Consider the following 23,653-nt stretch of genomic DNA (forward strand, 5'->3'; position numbering starts at 1 on the left):
TTCAAAGACACTGGGGAATGTCTTAAATTAGGGAGGAACAGCTTCGATACATATACTATAAAAGATAGATGTGACCCTCGTGTGAACATAGAGTGAAAGAGAGAGGGAGTTTAAAAAAGGATAGAAAGACAAAAAAATAAGACCATCGTATAAAAGATGGTCAAAGGAAGGGGACAATTTATGTCAATTTAATTAGGGATGGAAGCTATTCAAAGACACTGGGGAATGTCTTAAATTAGGGAGGAACAGCTTCGATACATATACTATAAAAGATAGATGTGACCCCCATGTGAACATAGAGTGAAAGGTATGGGGATTTGAAAAATAGTACATATAAAATTATTGTTGCAAGAGTTGTAGAGTTAAGAGAAAGATAATAGAAAGTTTTTCTGTCATAAAATGAAGTAAAGTTCGAATATAAATAAAAGTTGAAATCTATGAAAAAAAGGATTATGCTCAACTATGTTATGAGAATATAAGGTTTATCCCGCTACTTGTAGGTTCTTAAAAACCTGTATTTATGTGAGGATAGAAGCTTCACTTAATAAAGGGAGTTAGTGATATGAAAGTAACAAAAAGACAAAGTTTGTATAATCGTTTTATACAATTAAACCCACCACAAATATTAGCATTAGGTTTTTTCTGCTTAATTGTGGCCGGAGGTTTGTTATTAAAGTTACCATTCGCAACGAAAGTACATATTAGTTGGGTAGATGCTTTTTTTACAGCAACGTCGGCAGCGACTGTAACGGGTTTAGGAGTAGTAGATACTGCAAGTACGTTTACGATGTTTGGTGAAATTGTTATTATGTTTCTAATTCAAACAGGTGGTTTAGGTCTTATGACAATTGCCATTTTAATTGTTTGGGTACTAGGTAAAAAAATTGGCTTACGCCATCGATTATTAATTGGAGAAGCATTTAATCAAACAAATATAGGTGGTCTTGTAAAATTAGTAAAACGTGTCTTTATTTTTTCTATTTGTATTGAATTCATTGGAGTCATCTTTTTATCGTTTCGCTTTATTCCAGATTTTGGTTTTGGGAAAGGTTTATACTATAGTATTTTCCATGTAATTGCTTCCTATAATAATGCGGGGTTTGCTCTTTGGCCAGATAATTTAACAAGGTATGTAGGAGACCCTATTATTAATATTGGAATTTGTTCCTTAATTGTAATAGGAGGACTCGGTTTTACCGTATTAATTGATATATGGTATAGTCGTAGTTTTCGAAAATTATCACTTCACTCAAAAATAATGATTATTGGAACAGTAGCGCTAAATGTTATAGCAATGATTGTGATTTTTGTATTGGAATATAATAATGTGAAGACGTTAGGGAATTTATCTTTAAATGAAAAGTTATGGGCGTCTTTCTTTCAAGGTATTACACCTCGTACAGCTGGTTTTAATACAGTTGACTATGGAGGGATGGAAGAATCATCTATATTATTTACGATGGTTTTAATGTTTATCGGTGCAGGAAGTGTATCGACGGGTGGAGGTATTAAATTAACGACGTTTGTTATTTTAATTACATCTGTCCTTTCTTTCTTTAGAAAGAAGGAGGAAATTGTTTTATTTCAGCGTACAATTAAAATGTCGACAGTAACGAGAGCGTTAGCAATTGTCGTTGCCAGTCAAATACTTATTTTTACAGCAGTATTTGTATTAATGCTTACAGAAGACTTTAGCTTTATTCAGCTACTATTTGAGACAATTTCAGCATTTGGCACAGTTGGATTAACGATGGGGATTACTGCGAAGCTATCAGCATTTGGAAAATGTATTATTATGTTTGTTATGTTTTGTGGATTAATTGGACCGCTAACACTTGTGTTTTCTTTAGCACGCCCAGCAAAACAAAAAATAAAATATCCATCAGAAGATGTATTTACAGGATAAGGTATCTCGCATAAAGCGAGATACCTTTTTCTTTTTAAAAAAGGGAGAACAATAAACCGATAAGTGCTACACGGAATAAAATCGCGATGAGTGCAGCAATTCCACCAACAATGGCAGCGATACCACCAGTTACAGTAGCTCCGCGATTATAAGCGTAAATTCCTAGTAACACAGAAACAAGACCAAATAGTGTTGGGAAGGTGAAGAGTGATAATATAGATAAGGCAAGAGCGATAAAACCGGCAGTTGATCCAGCGGCAGACGATCTTACATCATCTTTATCTTCTTTCTTATCGTAATCATAATCAATGCGCTGTGGTGCAACTTCAGCTGCATATTCTTCTTTATAGTCACTATAATCACTATCTATTCTATCTCTTTTTTTGTAATCATCAAATTTCTCAGTCAAAGTCATGACTCCTTTCATAACAAGGTTCAATAGTAGTATGTATCTCTTTTTCTTTTTTATCCGAGGATAGGCAGGGAGTAATATCCATGTAGAAGAAAATTGTTTTTTTGAAATAGGAAAAGTTAGTATGACTTCCTCTATTTTGGAAAGTATAAAAAGGAATAATGAGGAAAGGGTGCAGTACATAATGGAACATCCAATTGAAAATTTAATGAAAACAGCGATGACAAATTTAAAAGAGATGGTAGATGTAAATACGATTGTTGGAAGTCCGGTTTCGACAGCTGACGGAAATGTAGTATTAACAGTATCTCAAGTGGCGTTTGGTTTTGGAGCTGGTGGAAGTGACTTTAAAGGGGATTTCATTACTGAAAAACATAATGGTGGACAAGGTCAGCATAAAGAGAATAAGCCAGGGCATCCATTTGGAGGCGGAAGTGGGGCTGGGGTTTCCATTAGTCCCGTTGCTTTTTTAGTAGTTGGTTCTAACGGAGTACAAGTATTGCATCTTAACAGTAGTACACATTTAATTGAAAAAGCTTTAAACACTGTACCAAGTACTGTAGATAAATTTGTGAATGGTCGTCAAAAGTGAACTTGCAATTTTTAGGAATTGTGATATATTAGAAAAAGTGCGCTTTAGGATGATCGGAATAATTGAAATGTAAATATATAATAAGATGTGTGGAATAAGGGAGAGGAATGTATGATTAATATTAAAAACTTAGTAGTTGGCTTATTTATGTTAGTAAGCGGCTTTGTTGTATATGTAATAAAAGAAAAAGCTCCATTCTAAAACAGACAAACCGTTACTGTCTGTTTTTAATTTGTAAAAAATATTGACAAGTTACTGTATTGGTGTTAAAATTTTAATTCGTGTCTCGGTTACAGCTAGTGTAAAGTAAATATCTCTTATGAATACAATACGAAAAGTTTGCGAAAGATCGGGTAATTTTATCAACAACTTTTGTGAACAAACCCTATAAATTGTATTTGTAAGCCATATATGTATACTAGTGAATCAAGGAGCGGTCATTGGAACCGTAATGATGAGAGAGAGGTAGGGCTTTCATCCAGTATATGTTACTTTCCCGTTAGGTGAATATAAAAAAGAGGACTCCTTTTTAAAAGGAGTCCTCTTTCTTTTGTGTGTTATACCATAATGAGAAATGACTTTTAAATACGGTTCTCAACTTGCTGACAAATTTCATCTGTTGTTAAACCATGAGCTGTAATTACCGATCCTTTTATTGATGTATCTGCAATCCCCATCACATTAGAATCTTGCCCAGTTACAACACAACAATCGCAGCCTTGTGCATCATTTTCTGAGTTAAGTGTAACGACTTCATGTCCTTGTTGCTGAAGAGCTTGTTGAACATCTGTTAATGAGTTTTCAACGCCAATTCTAGCCATAATTTTCACCTCCTACCATCTAGTTGCTAGTATGCTCAAGTCTATAGCATATATTTATGAAAAGATGGTAGGAAGTATATATTTGTTTAGTCGTTATAAACACCAGTAAGCATTTGACTAACGAATTGATCGTTTAATGTATCCTGTGCGGAAGAAGGATTAGATTGAATATCGATTGAAGCGATAAAATTATTATGTTCTTTGTTATTCGGTTCTACCTCTACATAATTATCGAATTTACAAAAACCTTTCGTATCCATTAGATCAAATAGTTGTAGCATTTCAACTACCTCTTGTCTCGTTCCTTTAATTTGTACACACGCCATATTTATTTCCTCCTTCATTTTGACAAATTGTTTTTTAAAAATAGGATTATGATTTCGAAATGAAAATTATGAATGTTATTTTTACACAGCACTAATTTTTTTATTTTCCCCCTTTTTCAGCAAAAGTCGTTATATATTCCCGAATTTATAAAATCGGACGTCCGTTTATTGAATACAATAGATTCGTACCTCTTAGAGAAAATCCTTCTTTTAAACAAATATTTTTTTTAGTGGAAATTGGCGAAAAAATTTTTTGACTTTTTGTAAACGTTAACAATGTTGTTAAATCAATATAATTAAAGATGTACGTACGATTAAAAATTAAAAATTTTCTAAAAATTAACTTGATTTATTTAGAAAGGAGAGTAAACTAGGAAACAATAAAAAATTCATAGAACATAGGAGGCGCTTTCCAGTGAACGAACAATGGATTTTCTTAAATGGAGAATTTGTTCCAAAAGACGAAGCAAAAGTTTCAGTATATGATCATGGCTATTTATATGGCGATGGAGTGTTTGAAGGCATTAGAGTTTATAGTGGTAATGTTTTCCGTTTGAGAGAGCATCTTGTCCGGTTATATGAATCAGCGAAATCCATCATGTTAGAAATTCCATATTCGTTAGATGAAGTAACGAATATTGTTGTTGAGACGATTCGACAAAATAAATTATCTAATGGATACATTCGCCTTGTTGTATCGAGAGGAGCAGGAAATCTTGGGTTAGATCCTGATTCTTGTAAGACACCGAATGTAGTAGTAATTGCAGAACAACTATCTTTATTCCCACAAGAATATTATGAAAAGGGGATTCCAGTTGTAACAGTTGCAACGCGCCGAAATCGACCAGATGTTTTATCACCTCAAGTAAAATCTTTAAATTATTTAAACAATATTTTAGTTCGTATTGAAGCGAAATTAGCTGGAGTACAAGAAGCACTTATGTTAAATGACCAAGGATACGTAGCTGAAGGTTCAGGAGATAACGTATTTATTGTAAAAGGAAATAAATTAATTACACCACCAAGTTCTGCTGGAGCGTTAGAAGGTATTACACGAAACGCCATTTTAGAAATCGGCGAAAAACTTGGGTATGACGTAAGAGAAGAGTTATTTACAAGGCACGATGTATATGTAGCTGATGAAGTATTTTTAACAGGAACAGCTGCTGAAGTTATTGCTGTTACGACAGTAGATGGTAGGACGATTGGTTTAGGAAAAACGGGACTACATACGAATCGTTTACTAGAAGAATTCCGTAAATTAGTTGTAGAAGATGGAGAGAAAATTTACGAAGAAAATAAAGTTGGATAATAACTCTTTATGAAATGAGAAAGCGTTGATAGGGAGGAGTAGTTGATTGTGAAGCCTCACAGAGAGTCGGTGGTTGCTGGAAACCGATGGTTCACGTCGACGAACATCGCCCTTGAGTGCTAAGCTGAAGCATTTGGTTAGGCTTAGACGGTAGCTCCGTTATTAGCTAGACTCATTTATGGGTCACTGAGGCAAGAGTATTCTTGCGAAGAAGGGTGGTACCGCGAAATCTTTCGTCCCTTCAGCACATAGCTGGAGTGTGGACGTAGGATTTTTTTTATTTATAAATTTTTTTTAAAGGGGGCTTATAAGAACAATGTCTTCAAAAACGGAAGAGAAACTGGCAACTGGTGCACAGCTATTGTTAGAAGCGCTAGAAAAGGAAGGCGTAGAAGTGATTTTCGGTTATCCGGGTGGTGCCGTTTTACCTCTTTATGATGCGCTTTATGACTGTGAAATTCCGCATATTTTAACAAGGCATGAGCAAGGGGCCATTCATGCAGCTGAAGGGTATGCCAGAATTACTGGAAATCCAGGGGTTGTAATTGCAACAAGCGGGCCTGGTGCTACAAATGTTATTACTGGTCTAGCTGATGCGATGATTGATTCATTGCCACTTGTTGTATTTACAGGGCAAGTAGCAACAACGTTAATTGGAAGTGATGCTTTCCAAGAAGCGGATATTATGGGGCTTACGATGCCAGTGACAAAACATAATTATCAAGTGCGAAAGGCCTCGGATTTACCTCGAATTATTAAAGAAGCATTTCATATCGCTAGAACAGGAAGACCAGGTCCAGTCGTAATTGATCTTCCGAAAGATATGGTAGTAGAACAAGGAGAACGATGTAGTGACGTGCAAATGGATTTACCAGGGTACAACCCTAATTATGAACCGAATCTACTCCAAATAAACAAATTATTACAAGCAATTGAGATTTCAAAAAAACCGTTAATTTTAGCTGGAGCAGGTGTATTGCATGCGAAAGCTTCGAAAGAATTAACAAGTTTTGCTCGTAAATATGAAATTCCTGTTGTGCATACGTTACTTGGTCTTGGTGGTTTTCCGCCAGATGATGGACTATTTCTAGGGATGGGAGGAATGCATGGTTCTTACACAGCCAATATGGCGCTATATGAATGCGACTTACTGATTAATATTGGTGCGAGATTTGATGATCGTCTTACTGGGAATTTAGCTTATTTTGCTAAAGAGGCGACTGTTGCACATATCGATATTGATCCAGCAGAAATCGGAAAAAATGTGCCGACTGAAATTCCTATTGTTGCAAGTGCTAAGCGAGCTTTGAAAGTATTACTTCAACCAGAAGGGAAGAAAGAAAATCATCATGAATGGCTCATTTTATTAAAGGGTAGAAAAGAAAAATATCCACTCTCTTACAAACGAAATTCTGAAAGTATTAAACCTCAATACGCAATTGATATGCTATATGAAATTACGAAAGGAGAAGCGATTGTAACAACAGACGTTGGGCAACATCAAATGTGGGCAGCGCAATATTATTCGTTGAAAAATCCAGATAAATGGGTAACTTCTGGAGGATTAGGAACGATGGGATTCGGATTTCCAGCAGCAATTGGTGCACAAATTGCAAAGCCAGAAGAACTAGTTATTGCAATTGTAGGTGACGCTGGGTTTCAAATGACTCTGCAAGAATTAAGTGTCTTAAAAGAACATTCTTTGCCTGTTAAAGTTTTTATTTTAAATAATGAAGCTTTAGGAATGGTAAGACAATGGCAAGATGAATTTTATAATCAAAGATATTCGCACTCTTTACTATCGTGCCAACCAGATTTCGTCGCTCTTGCGAATGCGTATGGCATAAAAGGAATTCGCATAGATGATCCACTTCTTGCAAAGAAGCAAATACAGCATGCGATTGAATTACAAGAGCCAGTCGTAATTGATTGCCGTGTACTTCAATCAGAAAAGGTAATGCCGATGGTTGCGCCAGGGAAAGGTGTTCACCAAATGGAGGGAGTGGAAAAAAGGTGAAGAGAATTGTTACAGCAACAGTTCGAAATCAAAGTGGTGTGTTAAACCGAATTACAGGTGTTATGACACGAAGACATTTTAATATTGAAAGTATTTCAGTAGGTCATACGGAATCATCGGACATATCGCGGATGACGATTGTTGTACACGTTGAAAATGAACAGCAAGTGGAGCAGTTAATTAAACAACTTCATAAACAAATTGATGTTTTGAAAGTATCAGATATTACAGAAGAAGCAATGATTGCTAGAGAATTGGCACTTATTAAAGTCGCAACGTCTGTAGCAAGAGCAGAATTATATAGTTTAATTGAGCCATTTCGAGCCGCTGTAATAGATGTTGGGAAGGATTCCATAGTTGTGCAAGTAACAGGTACGCAGGAGAAGGTAGAAGCGTTAATTGAATTACTTCGTCCATACGGTTTGAAAGAAATTGCTAGAACAGGTGTAACAGCATTTACGCGTAGTATGAAAAAACAAGATAAGCAAGTTATGTTAATTCAATAATCATTTAAATATAGGGGGAAATGAAAATGGCAAAGGTTTATTATGAGAAAGATGTAACGGTAAATGTATTAAAAGAAAAGAAAGTAGCAATCATCGGATATGGCTCGCAAGGTCATGCGCATGCGCAAAACTTACGTGATAACGGATTTGATGTAGTAGTAGGTTTAAGAAAAGGGAAGTCTTGGGATAAAGCGAAAGAAGATGGATTTTCTGTATATACAGTAGCAGAAGCAGCAAAGCAGGCGGATGTAGTAATGATTTTATTACCTGATGAACTGCAGCCAGAAGTATATGAAGCGGAAATTGCACCAAATTTACAGGCAGGAAATTCTCTCGTTTTTGCACACGGATTTAATGTTCACTTTGATCAAGTGAAACCACCAGCTAATGTAGATGTATTTCTAGTAGCACCAAAAGGTCCAGGACATTTAGTGCGCCGTACGTTTAGTGAGGGCGGTGCGGTTCCAGCACTGTTTGCAGTATATCAAGATGCAACAGGAGTAGCTACTGAAAAGGCACTTTCTTATGCAGATGGAATTGGAGCGACGAGAGCTGGAGTATTAGAAACGACGTTTAAAGAAGAAACAGAAACAGATTTATTTGGCGAGCAAGCAGTACTTTGTGGTGGAGTGACTGCACTTGTAAAAGCAGGGTTTGAAACGCTAGTTGATGCAGGATACCAACCTGAACTTGCATATTTTGAATGTTTACATGAACTGAAACTTATTGTTGATCTTATGTACGAAGGTGGTCTTGAAAATATGAGATATTCTGTTTCAGATACAGCGCAGTGGGGAGACTTCGTATCAGGACCACGTGTTGTTACGGAAGATACGAAGAAAGCGATGGGTGAAGTACTAGCTGAAATTCAAGATGGTACTTTTGCAAGAGGATGGATTGCAGAGCATAAAGCAGGAAGACCAAATTTCCATGCGACAAATGAGAAAGAAAATGAACATGAAATTGAAGTAGTTGGACGTAAATTACGTGAAATGATGCCTTTCGTACAACCGCGTGTAAAGGTAGGGATTAAATAATATGAAGCAGGTTTTGTTCATGGATACGACGCTACGTGATGGCGAACAATCACCAGGAGTGAATTTAAATGAACAAGAGAAATTGCAAATTGCAAGGCAATTAGAGAGACTAGGTATTAATGTCATGGAAGCTGGCTTTGCAGCAGCTTCCGAAGGCGATTTTCAATCGGTAAAGCGCATCGCAAATACCATTCAAAATGCTACAGTTATGAGTTTAGCTAGAGCGAAAGAAAGTGATATTCGAAGAGCATATGAAGCTGTGAAAGGTGCCGTATCTCCTCGTTTACATGTATTTTTAGCTACGAGTGATATTCATATGAAATATAAACTTTGTATGTCAAAAGAAGATGTGTTAGATAGTATTTATCGCTCGGTTACGCTTGGGAGATCTTTATTTCCGACAGTGCAATTTTCTGCAGAAGATGCGACAAGAACATCAAGAGATTTTTTAGCTGAAGCAGTAGAAGTTGCGATTCGTGCAGGAGCGAATGTAATTAATATTCCGGATACAGTTGGATATACGAACCCAGAAGAATACTATTCCTTATTTAAATACTTACAAGAATCCGTTCCTTCATATGAAAAAGCGATTTTCTCTTGTCATTGCCACGATGATCTTGGGATGGCGGTGGCAAATTCGTTAGCTGCGGTTGAAGGTGGAGCACTGCAAGTAGAAGGAACGATTAATGGCATTGGAGAAAGAGCAGGGAATGCCGCACTAGAGGAGGTCGCAGTTGCTCTTCATATTAGAAAAGATTTCTATAAGGCGGAGCCTTCGATGACGCTAAAAGAGATTAAATCGACAAGTACATTAGTAAGTAGGTTAACGGGTATGGTTGTACCGAAAAATAAAGCGATTGTGGGAGCAAATGCTTTCGCTCACGAATCAGGCATTCATCAAGATGGTGTTTTAAAAGAAGTGACAACATATGAAATCATTGAACCAGCACTTATAGGAGAATCTCAAAACCTATTTGTACTTGGCAAACATTCTGGGCGTCACGCATTTACAGAAAAAATGAAAGAACTAGGCTATGAATTTACAAACGAAGAACGCGATGTGGTGTTTGAAGCGTTTAAAAAATTAGCTGATCGTAAAAAGGAAATTACGGAAGAAGATCTACGTGCACTTATGCTTGGCGAAGCAGCTTTTGCAGCGCAGCAATATAACATTACGCAATTGCAAGTACACTTCGTATCGAATAGTACACAGTGTGCGACAGTTGTATTGAAAGATGAGGCGGGAACTATATACGAAGATGCAGCGACTGGTTCTGGAAGTATTGAAGCGATATACAATGCGATTCAAAGAATTTTAGGATTAGAATGTGAATTGGCAGATTATCGCATACAATCTATTACACAAGGTCAAGATGCACTTGCTCATGTTCATGTTGAATTAAAAGAAGGAACGCATCAAGTATCAGGTTTTGGTGTTGCGCAAGACGTATTGGAAGCATCGGCGAGAGCATATGTTCATGCAGCTGGAAAATTGAAATCGTTTATAGCGCTTGTAAAATAAGGGTTTGATAGGTGAGTAAAGCTTTCCTCACCTATCAAAATAAAGTTCTGAAAATTCAGTTAAAAGGAGTGTTAAAATTGGAAAAACGTATCGTTTGTTTAGCTGGTGATGGTGTCGGCCCGGAAATTATGGAAAGTGCAAAGGAAGTATTGCGTATGGTAGAGAGACTATATGGGCATCATTTTCATTTGCAAGATGAGCACTTTGGTGGTGTTGCTATTGATTTAACGGGGCAACCATTACCACAGCGAACACTTGCCGCTTGTTTAGCGAGTGATGCGGTTTTACTTGGGGCAGTTGGTGGACCTCGTTGGGATGGTGCGAAAGAAAGACCGGAGAAAGGATTATTAGCTTTAAGAAAAGGACTTGGTGTATTTGCGAATGTTCGCCCTGTAACGGTAGAAAGCTCAACTTCGCATTTATCCCCATTAAAAAATGCTGATGAAATTGACTTCGTTGTCGTTCGTGAATTAACAGGTGGTATTTATTTTTCTTATCCGAAAGAGCGAACGGAAGAAGTCGCAACGGATACACTTACGTATCATCGTCATGAAATTGAACGTATCGTTTCTTATGCTTTTCAATTAGCGAGTAAGAGATCGAAAAAAGTAACGTCTATTGATAAGGCGAATGTTTTAGAATCTAGTAAATTATGGAGAACTGTTACGGAAGAAGTCGCTCTTCGTTATCCTCATGTTGAGTTAGAGCATATTTTAGTAGATGCAGCTGCTATGGAGTTAATTCGGAACCCAAAGAGATTTGATGTTATCGTAACAGAGAATTTGTTTGGTGATATTTTAAGTGATGAGGCTTCTGTATTAGCAGGGTCATTAGGAATGCTTCCATCAGCGAGTCATGCGGAAAACGGGCCATCTTTATATGAGCCTATTCACGGTTCAGCACCGGATATTGCAGGGAAAAATAAAGTAAATCCAATTGCGATGATGCGTTCGGTTGCGATGATGCTTGGGCAATCATTTGGATTAACGAGAGAAGGATATGCGATTGAAGAGGCAATTTCTGCAGTTCTTCAATCTGGAAAATGTACAGTTGATATTGGGGGAGATGAGACGACAACTTCATTTACGAAGGCGGTTGTTCAAGAGATGGAAGAGCAGGCACTAGTAGGGAGAGGAAGATAATGGGGAAAAGGTTGCTAGATAAACTTTGGGAAAGACATGTAGTTACAACAAATGAAAATGGATTGGATTTATTATATATTGATCTTCATCTCGTTCATGAAGTAACTTCACCGCAAGCCTTTGAAGGCTTGCGGCTTGCAAATCGAACTGTTCGGAGACCGGAATTAACGTTTGCAACGATGGATCATAATATTCCAACGAAAGATGTTTGGAATATTACCGATCGCATTGCGAAGCAGCAATTGGATACACTTCGTGAAAATTGTAAACAATTTGAGGTGCGATTAGCTGATATTGGTGATGAAGAGCAAGGAATCGTTCATGTTATCGGGCCGGAACTTGGACTCACACAACCAGGGAAAACGATTGTTTGTGGTGATAGCCATACAGCAACTCACGGTGCTTTCGGTGCGCTAGCGTTTGGTATTGGTACGAGTGAAGTAGAACATGTATTAGCAACTCAAACGTTGTGGCAACGAAAACCGAAAGCGATGGGGATTGAATTAACAGGAAAGTTACCGAAAGGCGTTTATGCAAAGGATATTATTTTACATCTTCTCTCAAAGTACGGTGTAGCGGTTGGGACTGGGTATGTAATGGAATTCTACGGAGAGACGATTCGTGATATGGGAATGGAGGAGAGAATGACACTTTGTAATATGGCAATTGAAGGAGGAGCGAAAGCAGGCATTATTGCACCGGATGAAAAAACATTTTCTTATGTAAAAGGGCGTAAATATGCACCAAAAGACTATGAATCTTTCACGGAAAAATGTTCGGAGCTTTATACAGATTCAGATGCGATTTATGATTTACATATTTCAATAGATGTTACGAATCTAGCTCCATACGTAACTTGGGGAACAAATCCTAGTATGGGTGTTCCTATTGATGAAAAATTACCAGAAAAGCATAACGAAAATGATGAAAGAGCATTTTCATATATGGGATTGAGCCCTGGACAAAATACGTTTGAAATTCCTGTTAAGCATGTCTTTATTGGTTCTTGTACAAATTCACGTTTATCTGACTTAGAAATTGCTGCATCCGTTGTAAAAGGGAAAAAGGTAAAAGAAGGTGTGCGGGCACTCGTTGTACCAGGATCAAAAAGTGTGAGAGAGCGGGCAATGCAAAAAGGCTTACATCACATATTTGAAGAAGCGGGGTTTGAATGGAGAGAGCCTGGCTGCTCAATGTGCCTTGGGATGAATCCAGATCAAGTACCTGAAGGAGAACATTGTGCGTCTACTTCAAATCGTAATTTTGAAGGAAGGCAAGGGAAAGGGGCAAGAACACATTTAGTAAGTCCAGCTATGGCAGCAGCTGCTGCATTATATGGGCATTTTGTTGATATTAGAAAGGAGAGTTACGATGGAGCCATTTCGTATTCATAAAGGTACTGCCGCAGTACTTATGAATGATAACATTGATACAGATCAAATTATTCCGAAACAATACTTAAAGAGAATTGAAAGGACAGGATTTGGAAAGTATTTATTTGATGAGTGGCGTTACGATAATGAGCGCCATGAAAATCCTAATTTTCCCCTTAATGCACAAGAACGAAAGGGAGCAAGTATATTAATTACAGGTGATAATTTTGGATGCGGTTCTTCAAGAGAGCATGCTCCGTGGGCCCTTGCTGATTATGGTTTCCGCGTTATTATCGCAGGGGGATTTGCAGATATTTTTTATATGAATTGTATGAAAAATGGTATGTTACCGATTGTAATGGATAAAGAGATGCGTGAACAACTTGCTAAAACAAATGCGAGAGATCAAATGGAAGTCGATTTAGAGAATGAAGTCATTACTACAAATATGCACAGGTTTCATTTTACAATCGAGAAAATGTGGAAAGAAAAATTATTAAATGGTCTAGATGAAATTGCCATTACGATGCAATATGAACAAGAAATTGAAGAGTATGAAAGAAAAGTAGCTTTATATTAAGAAATAACGGAATGTTAAAAATGTATTTACATTCAGAATTAACTGTTATATACTATGGAAAAATCAGAGGAGAAAGGGAGTAAGTATTATGAATATCGTACAATCTATTAAAATGCTTACACAACTACATCATCATACATGAAACCCTTGAACCTAACGTGAAAACGTGTAGGCACAAGGGTTATTCCCGTTGTACCTACACTCTACTAAAGAGCCTTGTAGGTATTTTGTCTACAAGGCTCTTTTTATTTTCGGTTTGGGTGAATGGAATGGGCATACATTAGAAAGGGAAGGGCGTGTGAATTCAGATGACAAAGTGGAAGCGGGCAAATCCGAATGGAACGAGAGATTACTTATTTGAAGAATGTACGTTAATTGAAGAAGTGGAACAAAAATTAAGACGTACATTTTTAGAGAGAGGCTATGAGGAAATAAGGACACCTACAATTGAATTTTATGATGTGTTTGCTTTTCAAAATCGGCCGATAGATGAAGAGAAGATGTATAAATTTTTTGATGAAAAGGGACGGATTATCGTGTTACGTCCAGATATGACGATTCCTTTAGCGAGAGTAATTGGAACGCAAAGGTGGGATACGCCTCTTAAGGTGACATATAGTGGAAATGTATTTCGGGCGAATGAGTCTCTGTCTGGAAAATATAATGAAATTGTACAAAGTGGTATTGAAATTATCGGGATTGATAATGTAAGAGCTGAAATTGAATGTGTGATAAGTGTAATGCAAGCACTACAAAGGTTGAAGGTACAATCTTTTACAATCGAAATTGGGCAGGTAGAGTTATATAAATGTATTGTAAAAAAGCTCTCTATTCATGATGAAGAAGAGAGAGTACTTAGAACGTATATAGAAAGCAAAAATTATGCTGCTCTCTCAAATTTTATCGGAGAAAAGAAATTAGATCGGTGCGATGAAACAGTAAAATTACTTGAGAAATTACCAAGGTTATTTGGGAATTTAGAGGTTATTGAGGAAGCAGAAAAACTCGCCTCAAGTAATGAAATGAAAATGGCCATTGCAAGAGTGAAAGAAATATATGAAGCGGTTGAAAGGCTAGGCTATGGGCCTTACATATCCATTGATTTAGGCATGATTCAACATTTGGACTATTATACGGGTATTATTTTCAAAGGGTATATATATGAAATTGGAGAAGAGATTGTTAGTGGTGGAAGATACGATGAGTTAATTGGGAATTTTGGAGAGATGGTGTCAGCGGTTGGCCTCGCGGTGCAAGTAAATCAAATAGTCAAGGCACTTCAAGAGCAACAAGAATCTTATGAACGAGAGCCAATAGATATGATGATACATTATGAATTAAATAGATTAGCGGAAGCTGAAAGGTTAAGAAACTTACTTCGAAAGGACGGGAAGAATGCCCAGTTATCTTTATTCTCTAATTTAAACGACACATTTCAATTTGCAAGAAACAATAAAATAGTAACGGTCGTTGAGGCAAGGAATGAATCATTGGTGGAATATGTATGGAAAGAGAAATGGGTCGTTCAGAAAGAAGGGGAGACTTCATGCGTAACATTCAAATTGCGTTAACGAAAGGAAGATTAGAGAAACATGTTATTCCGCTGTTTGAGAAAATTGGAATTGATTGTTCAGAGCTTAAAGATAAAGGGAGAAAGCTTGTCTTTCAAAGTAAAAATACAAACATTTCATTTATTTTAGTAAAAGCGGTTGATGTTGCTACTTATGTAGAACATGGAGTAGCTGATATTGGGATCGTTGGAAAAGATATTTTAATGGAAAACGAGAAAGATATATATGAAATGTTGGATTTAGGAGTGGGTATGTGTAAATTTTGTGTCGCTTCTATTCCTACGTATAATCCGAAGAGTTACCGAAAGAAACGAATTGCTACGAAATATCCACACATCACTTCCAATTATTTTCACGAAAAGGGAGAAGATGTAGAAATCATAAAAATAGAAGGTTCTGTAGAAATTGCTCCGCTTCTTGGATTAGTAGATGCGATTGTTGATATTGTTGAAACAGGAAAAACACTACAAGAGAATGGGCTCATTGTATTTGAGGAAATGTATTCTATATCCGCTCGAATGATTGTAAATAAGGCAGCTTTAAAAACTAAAAAAGACGAAATATTCAGTATTATAAATATGATGGAGCAAGAAATTTTATCAGGGAAATAGGAGGGCTTACAATGGAGATCATTTATGAAGACTTCAAGGAGGCATTATCCAAAATAAAAGTGTTGCGAGAAAACGCTAATATAATAGAAGAAACTGTTCAAAGAAGTGTAAGGGAAATCGTTCAAAACGTAAGAGAAAGTAAAGATGAGGCTTTATCTTTCTATACAAAAAAGCTTGATGGTGCGGATGTTAAAAATTTTCGTGTAAGTGAAGAAGAAATAAAACAAGCAAGTGCGTTTGTAGAACTTTCTTTTTTAGAGGCGCTACAAGAGGCGAAGAAAAACATTATCTCATATCATGAAAAGCAAAAGAGGCAATCTATGTTTGATTGCGAAAGTGATGGGATAATTAGAGGGCAGCTCATTAGACCGTTAGAAAATGTAGGTGTATATGTGCCAGGCGGGAAGGCATCGTATCCCTCTTCAGTATTAATGAATGTATTGCCAGCCAAACTGGCAGGTGTGAAAAAAATTGTAATGGTAACACCGCCAAGGCAAGGAGGAATTGACCCGCATATATTAACTGCCGCAGGTCTTGCAGGTGTAGATGAAGTTTATATGGCTGGTGGTGCCCAGGCAATCGCTGCTTTAGCGTATGGGACGGAATCGATTCCGAAAGTGGATAAAATAGTTGGACCGGGAAATTTGTACGTCACTTTAGCGAAGCGAGAAGTATACGGAATAGTAAATATCGATATGATTGCTGGGCCATCAGAAATTGTAGTTATCGCTGATGAAACAGGCAATGCCAAATATATCGCTGCTGATTTATTATCGCAAGCAGAACATGACGAGAGGGCAACAGCGATTTGTATTACAACGAATATAGAACTAGCTAAAGAAGTAGGAAGAGAGATAGAAAGACAGTTAGAAACATTACCAAGAAGTGAAATCGCTCGTGAATCAATCAAAAGAAATGGAGCCATTTTTATCGTTTCTTCTTTAGATGAGGCACTAAAGTTATCAAATGAAATTGCTCCAGAACATTTAGAGTTACATATAAAAGAGCCAATGAATGCTCTAGCTTATGTGAAACATGCAGGCTCTATTTTCCTTGGGCCATATGCACCAGAGCCGCTCGGCGATTATTTGGCAGGACCGAATCACGTTTTACCGACAAGTGGAACAGCAAGATTCTTCTCCCCATTATCAGTCGATGATTTCGTAAAAAAATCAAGCTTTCTTTCTTATACAGAGGAAGCGTTAAAAAATGTACAACATCATATTGTAGAACTGGCAAATAAAGAAGGTTTATATGCACACGCAAGAGCAGTCCAAATGAGATTTGAGGAGGAAGAATAATGCGACAGTCGAGTCAAGTACGTGAAACGACAGAAACAAAAATTAAATTAAGTTTGCAGCTTGATGAAAGTGCGAATGTTTCTATTCAAACAGGAGTAGGTTTTTTTGATCATATGCTAACTTTATTTGCAAGGCATGGACGATTTGGTTTACAAATTGAAGCTGAAGGTGACGTGTTTGTCGATGCACATCACACGGTTGAAGATGTTGGAATTGTACTCGGAAATTGCTTGAAAGAAGCATTGCAAAATAAAGAGAGTATTAATAGGTACGGTTCCGCATATGTACCGATGGATGAATCTTTAGGTTTTGTCGCAATTGATATAAGTGGACGTTCCTATAGTGTGTTTCAAGGCGAGTTAACAAATCCGAAATTAGGCGATTTTGACACAGAATTAACGGAAGAGTTTTTTAGAGCAGTTGCTCATGCAGCAAATATTACGTTACACGCTCGTATTTTATACGGGAGTAATACACATCACAAAATTGAAGCTTTATTTAAGGCATTTGGTCGAGCGCTTAGAGAGGCAGTCGAAAAAAATGACAACATTACTGGTGTAAATTCAACGAAGGGGATGTTGTAATTGATTGCTATTGTAGATTATGGGATGGGAAATATTCGTAGTGTGGAACAGGCATTAAAATATATTGGAGCAGAGTATATCGTAACGGATGATAGAGAGGAAATATTGAGAAGTGATGGCGTTATTTTACCAGGAGTAGGGGCATTTCCGAAAGCGATGGACGTTCTAGAAGAAAAAAAATTAGTATTTGTGCTAAAAGAGGTTGGAAATTTAGGGAAACCGTTCCTTGGTATATGTTTAGGTATGCAACTTTTATTTGAAAAAAGTGAGGAATTAAAAGACTGTAGCGGATTAAGTTTATTGCCAGGTGTTATTCGGAAATTAAAAGTGCCTTATAAAATTCCACATATGGGATGGAATGAATTGAAGAAAGAAGGAGAAATACCACTTTGGAATGGAATAGAAGACGGTTCTTTCGTATATTATGTCCACTCTTATTATGCAGATTGTCCAAAGGGAATTGTGTATGGGGCAAGCGAGTATGGGGTGCAAGTACCTGGTTTTGTAGCGAAAGGAAATGTATTTGGAGCGCAGTTTCACCCTGAAAAAAGTGGGGAAGTCGGAATACAAATTTTAAAGAATTTTAAAGGGGTGGTAGAAGCATGGAAATTTTCCCAGCTATCGATTTAAAAGAAGGGCGATGTGTCAGACTTTATCAAGGAGAGTTTAGTAAAGAAACGGTTATGAATGAAGATCCGGTTGCGCAAGCGATCATATTTGAAAAGCTTGGAGCGAAAATATTACACATTGTTGATTTAGACGGTGCAATTGCTGGAGAGTCTTTAAATTTGTTTATCATTGAAAGAATATGCAGGGCGGTACGTATTCCTGTGCAAGTTGGAGGAGGGATTCGATCGCTTGTAGCAGTGGAAAAGTTATTGTTAGCAGGTGTAAAAAAAGTCATTTTAGGAACAGCTGCTCTTTATGATAAGTCATTTTTAGAGGAAGCAGTTCGGCTATATAAAGAGAAAATAATTGTTGGAATTGATGCGAAAAATGGTTTCGTAGCAACGAGAGGTTGGCTTGATGTGTCTGAAATTTCTTATATTCATTTAGCGAAGCAAATGGAGAGTGTAGGTGTTCAAACGATTGTATTTACAGACATCTCGAGAGATGGGACACTTGCAGGACCAAATTTTGAGCAATTAGGGTTACTGCAAAAAAGTGTGGGTATTCGTCTCATTGCCTCTGGAGGAGTGGCGTCTATTCAAGATGTGAAAAGGTTAAATGATATGAATATACATGGTGTTATCATTGGTAAGGCTCTTTACGAGAATACAATTGATTTAGAAGAAGTGCTAGAGGTAACAAAGCTATGTTAGCGAAACGAATTATTCCATGTCTAGATGTGAAAGAAGGGCGAGTCGTAAAGGGTGTAAATTTTATAGGATTACAAGATGTCGGCAATCCTGTTGAAATAGCGGCTTTATATAATAGTGCGGGAGCAGATGAAATTGTATTTTTAGATATTACTGCGACACATGAAGGGCGAAAAACGATGATAGATGTTGTAGAAAAAACTGCCTCAAAAATATTTATTCCTCTTACAGTAGGTGGGGGGATTTCTAATGTTCAAGATATATACAATCTGCTACGAGCCGGTGCGGATAAAATTTCAATTAATTCAGCAGCAGTACGGAATCCAAAACTAATTCAGGAAGGTGCAGAACATTTTGGCTCGCAATGTATTGTTGTAGCAATCGATGCTAGAAAAGTAGCAGAAGGTAAATGGAATGTATACGTAAATGGCGGGAGGGTTGATACAGGAATGGATGCAATCGAATGGGCGAAGCACGCCGTACAATTAGGGGCAGGAGAAATTTTGCTAACGAGTATGGATGCAGATGGAACGAAGGATGGATACGATCTTCAGTTAACAGAAGCAATTTCAAGTAGCGTTTCCGTCCCGGTAATTGCATCAGGAGGATGTGGTCATGCGGATCACATTATAGAGGTATTTAAAAAGACAACAGTCGACGCAGCGCTAGCAGCATCAATCTTTCATTATGGTGAAGAGACTGTGCAGGATGTAAAGAGAAAATTAAGAGAAGCAAACGTTGAGGTGCGACTATGAAGCCTAACTTCTCAAAAGGGTTATTACCAGCAGTGGTGATAGAGGAAGATACAAAAGAAGTTTTAATGCTCGCTTACATGAATGAAGAAGCGTATGAAAAGACGTTAGAAACAAAAAGGACGTGGTTTTATTCTCGCTCAAGACAATCGTTATGGAATAAAGGAGAAACATCGGGCAATATGCAGTATGTTCAATCACTTTATTTAGATTGTGATCAAGATTCAATTGTAGTTGTTGTAAAGCAAGTAGGACCTGCTTGTCATACGGGAGAGAAAACATGTTTTCATTATAAAGTTATATAGGGGGATGAAGATGGAAGATGTCCTTAAATTATTATTTGAAACAATTGAAGACCGAAAGGAAAATCCATTGCCAGAATCATATACAAATTATTTATTTTCAAAAGGAGAAGATAAAATTTTAAAGAAAATTGGGGAAGAGTGCTCTGAAGTGATCATTGCTTCTAAAAATAATGATAAAAAAGAACTAGTAAAAGAAATGGTTGATGTGTTTTATCACTGTTTTGTTCTATTAGCCGAAAAAAACATTTCACTAGAAGATGTTATGGAAGAAGTGAAAGAAAGAAATGGAAAGCTTTCGAGAGTAGGAGAACGAAAAGAAATAGATACGTTATAAGGGGGAATATGTATGAAAGTGGATTATCATCTTCATTTAGAAGAAGGGCCTTATTCAATAGGTTGGCTTGCCAAAATAAATGAAACGCTACAATATTATGAGCCGCTTCAAGAAGAAAGCCATTCTATCGAATGGCTTATGAAGACGCAAGAACGACTGCAAAGACGTGTGAAGGAAGGACCATTTACAGCGAAATGGATTGATTTATATTTAGAAGAGGCATTGCGAAAAGGTATAAAAGAAGTTGGGATTGTGGATCATTTATACCGCTTTCATGAGTCGAAAGTATATTATGAAAAATATGTGAATATTAGTGATTCGAAGCTTGGGCGTTTACAGAAGGAATGGTTAGACCAAGTAAGAGTAGTTTCACTATACGATTTTACAAAGTCGATTGAAGAGGCGAAAGAACGATGGAGTAAAAGAGGCGTTACACTTAAACTTGGAATTGAAGCGGATTATTTTATTGGCTGTGAAGAAGAGCTAAAAGAATTGTTAGCACTAGGAGACTTTGATTATGTAATTGGGTCTGTTCATTTTTTAAACGGCTGGGGGTTTGATAATCCAGATACGAAAGAATATTTTGAGGAGCATGATTTACATATACTATATGATACGTTTTTCAAAACAGTTGAGAGTGCAGTTCGTTCCGAATTATTTGATATTATAGCCCACCTTGATAACATAAAAGTATTTAATTACAGGTTGGATGAGAATGAACAGCTTTCTTATTATAAGAAAATAGCCCGTGCATTAGTAGAAACTAATACCGCAACAGAAATAAATGCGGGATTGTACTATCGTTATCCTGTACGGGAAATGTGCCCGAGTCCACTGTATTTACAAGTGTTAGCTAAACATGGTGTTCCCATTACTATTTCTTCAGATGCTCATTATCCGAATGATTTAGGGAAATACGTAAAAGAAAATGTGCAAACATTACGAAATCATGGTATTACTCATATCGCAACATTTACGAAACGAGCAAGAGTAATGAGACTACTTGAAGAAGAAGTAACAATTATAAAATGACCCACGATTTTTTGATGAAAACCTTCCTTTTTGTTCAAAATAAGAAAGAAAAAAAGGAGGGTAAGAAATGGCGAAACAACAAAATAAACAAAATGTACAAGGTGCACAGCAACAAGCTTATACTTCTGAAACGAATGCTGCATCTCAATCAGTTATTGAGGAGCAAATTAGCGATACAGTTGCAGAAGGAACAATTGATGTAAAGCTCGGAAAAGAATCGCAGGAAAAAGCGTAAGAAGAGGGGGGAGTTGCATCTCCTCTTTTTTCATGGAAAAGTGTCGATTTTCAAAACTATAATCAAATTCCTTGGTTTTTATAAGTGGATTTCTTACAATGAAATATAAGAGATATCTTATTTTCTATAGAAGAGGTGTTAGTAGTGGCAAAAATATTAGTAGCAGGGAAAATTCCAGAAATCGGATTAGAACTATTAAAAGATCATGATGTAGAAATGTATGATAAAGAAGAGTTAATTTCTTTAGATGAATTAACAGAGCGTGTAAAAGATAAAGATGCATTGTTAAGCTTACTTTCTACAAAGGTGACGAAAGAAGTTATAGATGCGGCACCTAATTTAAAGATTGTTGCAAACTATGGTGCTGGCTACGATAATATTGATTACTTGCATGCAGGAGAAAAAGGGATTACGGTAACGAATACACCGAAAGTATCAACTGAAGCGACAGCAGAATTAACATTTGCACTTCTTTTAGCAGCAGCACGTAGAATTCCTGAAGGAGATACGTTATGTCGTACAACTGGATTTAACGGATGGGCGCCATTATTTTTCTTGGGCCGCGAAGTACACGGTAAGACAATTGGAGTTATCGGTCTTGGCGAAATCGGGAAGGCAGTTGCAAAGCGTGCGAAAGCATTTGGAATGAACGTTTTATATACAGGACCGAATCGTAAGCTTGAAGCTGAAGTTGAACTAGAAGCGACATATGTAACATTAGAAGAGCTGTTACAAACGGCAGATTTTATTACAATTAACTGTGCCTATAATCCAAAATTACATCATATGATCGATGAAGAACAGTTTAAAATGATGAAGAAGACAGCATATATTATAAATGCTTCGCGTGGACCAATTATGAATGAATTAGCACTTGCTTATGCATTAAAAACGGAAGGAATTGAAGGAGCGGCTCTTGACGTATTTGAATTTGAACCGAAAATTACGGAAGAACTAAAAGGATTAAAGAATGTGGTGCTTGCTCCTCACGTAGGGAATGCAACATTCGAAACTCGTGATGCGATGGCTGAAATGGCAGTAAGAAATATTTTAGCTGTATTAAACGGTGAAGCCCCTGTAACACCTGTAAATCCAAAAGTATTAGTTACAAAATAAAGTGAGACTTTCATTTGTAAGGCCTCCTGATTAATCAGGTTGTCCGCAAATAGCGGGATAAAAAGAAACCTTCCGAATACGGAAGGTTTTTGTTTTTCTTATTTTTCTTTATTCGCTTTTTTAGACGGTCTTTGTCTAATAAATTGAGATAGCATATACAAAATATATAGTGGAATAGCAATGAATAAGAAAACAGAAAAATTACCGATCCCTGTTTGATACATTGTGATAATGATTCCAACTAAAAATAATGTAATAATGATGCTATATCTTGGAATTGGTACATCTTTTAAACTTGGGATACGAATACGACTCACCATTAAAAATGCGAACGTTACAAAGACTGTAATAAGAACGATTTTGGGAATGGTATGTGAAAATAATGTTAAGAAAGCAACAAGCCCTCCCGCTGCTGTAATCGGTACTCCAGTGAAATATTTCATTGAAGTAGAAGATGGTGTTACATTAAATCGTGCTAAACGATATGCTCCGAAAAGAGGGAATAATCCCGCTATGTATAATCCGATGATTCCGTAGTTTGAGAAAGATGTGTAATACATTAAAACAGCTGGTGCTGCACCAAATGTTACGACATCTGCGAGTGAATCAAGCTCTTTTCCCATTTGTGAATCAACGCGTAATAAACGAGCAACACGACCATCAAGACTATCTAACATCATCCCGATAAGTACTAAAATAGCAGCTGATTTATAATATCCTAAAGATGCATAGCCGATTGATAAAAATCCGCTATATAAATTTCCGAGCGTAAATAAGTTTGGAATAGCTGCTCTATACAAAATCTGATCCCTTGCTTTCTGTAATAAATTCTTAATTAGTGTATGAAAGTTTACTTATTTTATCATACCATAAATTTCTTCCTCATACGAAAGAAATTACCAATTTGTGAAAGATTTCATGGGAGAATGATTTGGAAAATAAGTAGA

General features: G+C 36.8%; 27 protein-coding genes, 1 pseudogene and 1 other annotated feature. Of the genes and pseudogenes, 24 read left to right on the forward strand and 4 right to left on the reverse strand.

Annotation, left to right across the window (positions count from 1 at the left end; genetic code table 11):
* Nucleotides 1–562: 562 nt before the first annotated feature.
* Nucleotides 563–1,906 (forward strand): TrkH family potassium uptake protein, encoded by a 1,344-nt coding sequence (locus JDS98_RS03780; protein ID WP_098710936.1) that lies wholly within the window; start codon nt 563–565, stop codon nt 1,904–1,906.
* A gap of 34 nt (nt 1,907–1,940) precedes the next feature.
* Here the strand turns inward: JDS98_RS03780 and JDS98_RS03785 are convergent, their stop codons facing one another.
* A complete protein-coding gene (locus JDS98_RS03785; RefSeq protein WP_002038267.1) occupies nt 1,941–2,333 on the reverse strand; it encodes a hypothetical protein in 393 nt (130 codons plus the stop codon).
* A 109-nt stretch (nt 2,334–2,442) separates the two neighbouring features.
* Between JDS98_RS03785 and ytfJ the strand changes: the two genes are divergently transcribed.
* Together ytfJ and JDS98_RS03795 are read left to right on the forward strand one after the other, a co-directional pair.
* The gene (gene ytfJ / locus JDS98_RS03790) at nt 2,443–2,910 is read left to right on the forward strand and encodes a GerW family sporulation protein (RefSeq protein WP_002038268.1); all 468 of its coding nucleotides are present in this window, start codon (nt 2,443–2,445) and stop codon (nt 2,908–2,910) included.
* A gap of 111 nt (nt 2,911–3,021) precedes the next feature.
* Nucleotides 3,022–3,111, forward strand: a complete 90-nt coding sequence (locus JDS98_RS03795) for a hypothetical protein (RefSeq protein WP_000608227.1) — start codon at nt 3,022–3,024, stop codon at nt 3,109–3,111.
* Nucleotides 3,112–3,491: 380 nt separating this feature from the next.
* Here JDS98_RS03795 and JDS98_RS03800 read toward each other — a convergent pair whose 3' ends face one another.
* Nucleotides 3,492–3,731 carry a YkuS family protein gene (locus JDS98_RS03800; RefSeq protein ID WP_000101014.1) on the reverse strand — a complete coding sequence of 80 codons (240 nt, stop codon included), beginning with the start codon at nt 3,729–3,731 and terminating at the stop codon, nt 3,492–3,494.
* An 86-nt stretch (nt 3,732–3,817) separates the two neighbouring features.
* Nucleotides 3,818–4,057 (reverse strand): DUF3911 family protein, encoded by a 240-nt coding sequence (locus JDS98_RS03805; protein ID WP_000752506.1) that lies wholly within the window; start codon nt 4,055–4,057, stop codon nt 3,818–3,820.
* Between the two features lie 59 nt (nt 4,058–4,116).
* Between JDS98_RS03805 and JDS98_RS30540 the strand changes: the two are divergent.
* From JDS98_RS30540 to JDS98_RS03910, 21 genes and pseudogenes are all read left to right on the forward strand, one after another.
* A pseudogene (locus JDS98_RS30540) lies at nt 4,117–4,314 on the forward strand (hypothetical protein).
* Between the two features lie 158 nt (nt 4,315–4,472).
* The gene (gene ilvE, locus JDS98_RS03815) at nt 4,473–5,369 is read left to right on the forward strand and encodes a branched-chain-amino-acid transaminase (RefSeq protein WP_001005499.1); all 897 of its coding nucleotides are present in this window, start codon (nt 4,473–4,475) and stop codon (nt 5,367–5,369) included.
* A 16-nt stretch (nt 5,370–5,385) separates the two neighbouring features.
* Nucleotides 5,386–5,613 (forward strand) — a binding site (T-box leader).
* 72 nt (nt 5,614–5,685) lie between these two features.
* The gene (gene ilvB, locus JDS98_RS03820; protein WP_199633577.1) at nt 5,686–7,386 is read left to right on the forward strand and encodes an acetolactate synthase large subunit; all 1,701 of its coding nucleotides are present in this window, start codon (nt 5,686–5,688) and stop codon (nt 7,384–7,386) included.
* A complete protein-coding gene (ilvN, locus tag JDS98_RS03825; protein ID WP_000822948.1) occupies nt 7,383–7,892 on the forward strand; it encodes an acetolactate synthase small subunit in 510 nt (169 codons plus the stop codon). The genes ilvB and ilvN overlap by 4 nt, the downstream gene beginning before the upstream one ends.
* A 26-nt stretch (nt 7,893–7,918) precedes the next feature.
* Complete coding sequence (gene ilvC / locus JDS98_RS03830) at nt 7,919–8,929, forward strand: ketol-acid reductoisomerase (protein WP_199633578.1); 1,011 nt, start codon at nt 7,919–7,921, stop codon at nt 8,927–8,929.
* 1 nt (nt 8,930) lies between these two features.
* Complete coding sequence (gene leuA / locus JDS98_RS03835) at nt 8,931–10,451, forward strand: 2-isopropylmalate synthase (protein ID WP_199633579.1); 1,521 nt, start codon at nt 8,931–8,933, stop codon at nt 10,449–10,451.
* 77 nt (nt 10,452–10,528) lie between these two features.
* Entirely contained in the window at nt 10,529–11,593 is a 1,065-nt protein-coding gene (gene leuB / locus JDS98_RS03840) for a 3-isopropylmalate dehydrogenase (RefSeq protein WP_087970652.1), read from the forward strand.
* Nucleotides 11,593–12,987: a 3-isopropylmalate dehydratase large subunit gene (gene leuC, locus JDS98_RS03845; RefSeq protein ID WP_000520120.1), complete on the forward strand. Its 1,395-nt coding sequence runs from the start codon at nt 11,593–11,595 to the stop codon at nt 12,985–12,987. The genes leuB and leuC overlap by 1 nt, the downstream gene beginning before the upstream one ends.
* A complete protein-coding gene (gene leuD, locus JDS98_RS03850; RefSeq protein WP_098710935.1) occupies nt 12,965–13,546 on the forward strand; it encodes a 3-isopropylmalate dehydratase small subunit in 582 nt (193 codons plus the stop codon). Before leuC ends, leuD begins: the two co-directional genes overlap by 23 nt.
* Nucleotides 13,547–13,854: 308 nt before the next feature.
* Entirely contained in the window at nt 13,855–15,117 is a 1,263-nt protein-coding gene (locus tag JDS98_RS03855; RefSeq protein ID WP_000170307.1) for an ATP phosphoribosyltransferase regulatory subunit, read from the forward strand.
* A complete protein-coding gene (gene hisG, locus JDS98_RS03860) occupies nt 15,093–15,728 on the forward strand; it encodes an ATP phosphoribosyltransferase (protein ID WP_001244463.1) in 636 nt (211 codons plus the stop codon). Before JDS98_RS03855 ends, hisG begins: the two co-directional genes overlap by 25 nt.
* 11 nt (nt 15,729–15,739) lie before the next feature.
* On the forward strand, nt 15,740–17,029 hold the full coding sequence (gene hisD, locus JDS98_RS03865; protein WP_098710934.1) for a histidinol dehydrogenase: 1,290 nt from the start codon (nt 15,740–15,742) through the stop codon (nt 17,027–17,029).
* Nucleotides 17,029–17,613, forward strand: coding sequence for an imidazoleglycerol-phosphate dehydratase HisB (hisB, locus tag JDS98_RS03870; protein WP_097959609.1), 585 nt, complete (start codon nt 17,029–17,031; stop codon nt 17,611–17,613). The genes hisD and hisB overlap by 1 nt, the downstream gene beginning before the upstream one ends.
* On the forward strand, nt 17,614–18,243 hold the full coding sequence (hisH, locus tag JDS98_RS03875) for an imidazole glycerol phosphate synthase subunit HisH (protein ID WP_000560641.1): 630 nt from the start codon (nt 17,614–17,616) through the stop codon (nt 18,241–18,243).
* The gene (gene hisA / locus JDS98_RS03880) at nt 18,216–18,935 is read left to right on the forward strand and encodes a 1-(5-phosphoribosyl)-5-[(5-phosphoribosylamino)methylideneamino]imidazole-4-carboxamide isomerase (RefSeq protein WP_000402303.1); all 720 of its coding nucleotides are present in this window, start codon (nt 18,216–18,218) and stop codon (nt 18,933–18,935) included. Before hisH ends, hisA begins: the two co-directional genes overlap by 28 nt.
* Nucleotides 18,929–19,687 (forward strand): imidazole glycerol phosphate synthase subunit HisF, encoded by a 759-nt coding sequence (hisF, locus tag JDS98_RS03885; RefSeq protein WP_098138231.1) that lies wholly within the window; start codon nt 18,929–18,931, stop codon nt 19,685–19,687. The genes hisA and hisF overlap by 7 nt, the downstream gene beginning before the upstream one ends.
* Nucleotides 19,684–19,989, forward strand: a complete 306-nt coding sequence (gene hisI, locus JDS98_RS03890; RefSeq protein ID WP_000803970.1) for a phosphoribosyl-AMP cyclohydrolase — start codon at nt 19,684–19,686, stop codon at nt 19,987–19,989. Before hisF ends, hisI begins: the two co-directional genes overlap by 4 nt.
* A 10-nt stretch (nt 19,990–19,999) precedes the next feature.
* Complete coding sequence (gene hisE, locus JDS98_RS03895) at nt 20,000–20,323, forward strand: phosphoribosyl-ATP diphosphatase (protein WP_000390406.1); 324 nt, start codon at nt 20,000–20,002, stop codon at nt 20,321–20,323.
* Nucleotides 20,324–20,335: 12 nt separating this feature from the next.
* On the forward strand, nt 20,336–21,355 hold the full coding sequence (locus JDS98_RS03900; protein ID WP_097954460.1) for a histidinol phosphate phosphatase domain-containing protein: 1,020 nt from the start codon (nt 20,336–20,338) through the stop codon (nt 21,353–21,355).
* A 67-nt stretch (nt 21,356–21,422) separates the two neighbouring features.
* A complete protein-coding gene (locus tag JDS98_RS03905; protein WP_001118878.1) occupies nt 21,423–21,590 on the forward strand; it encodes a YozQ family protein in 168 nt (55 codons plus the stop codon).
* Nucleotides 21,591–21,734: 144 nt separating this feature from the next.
* Entirely contained in the window at nt 21,735–22,706 is a 972-nt protein-coding gene (locus JDS98_RS03910) for a 2-hydroxyacid dehydrogenase family protein (RefSeq protein ID WP_098710933.1), read from the forward strand.
* Between the two features lie 98 nt (nt 22,707–22,804).
* Here JDS98_RS03910 and pssA read toward each other — a convergent pair whose 3' ends face one another.
* Nucleotides 22,805–23,506, reverse strand: coding sequence for a CDP-diacylglycerol--serine O-phosphatidyltransferase (gene pssA, locus JDS98_RS03915; RefSeq protein WP_000285424.1), 702 nt, complete (start codon nt 23,504–23,506; stop codon nt 22,805–22,807).
* Nucleotides 23,507–23,653 lie beyond the last annotated feature (147 nt).

Origin of the sequence: Bacillus cereus group sp. N11 (assembly GCF_016483605.1) — a bacterium.
GTDB classification, from domain to species: Bacteria; Bacillota; Bacilli; order Bacillales; family Bacillaceae_G; genus Bacillus_A; species Bacillus_A toyonensis.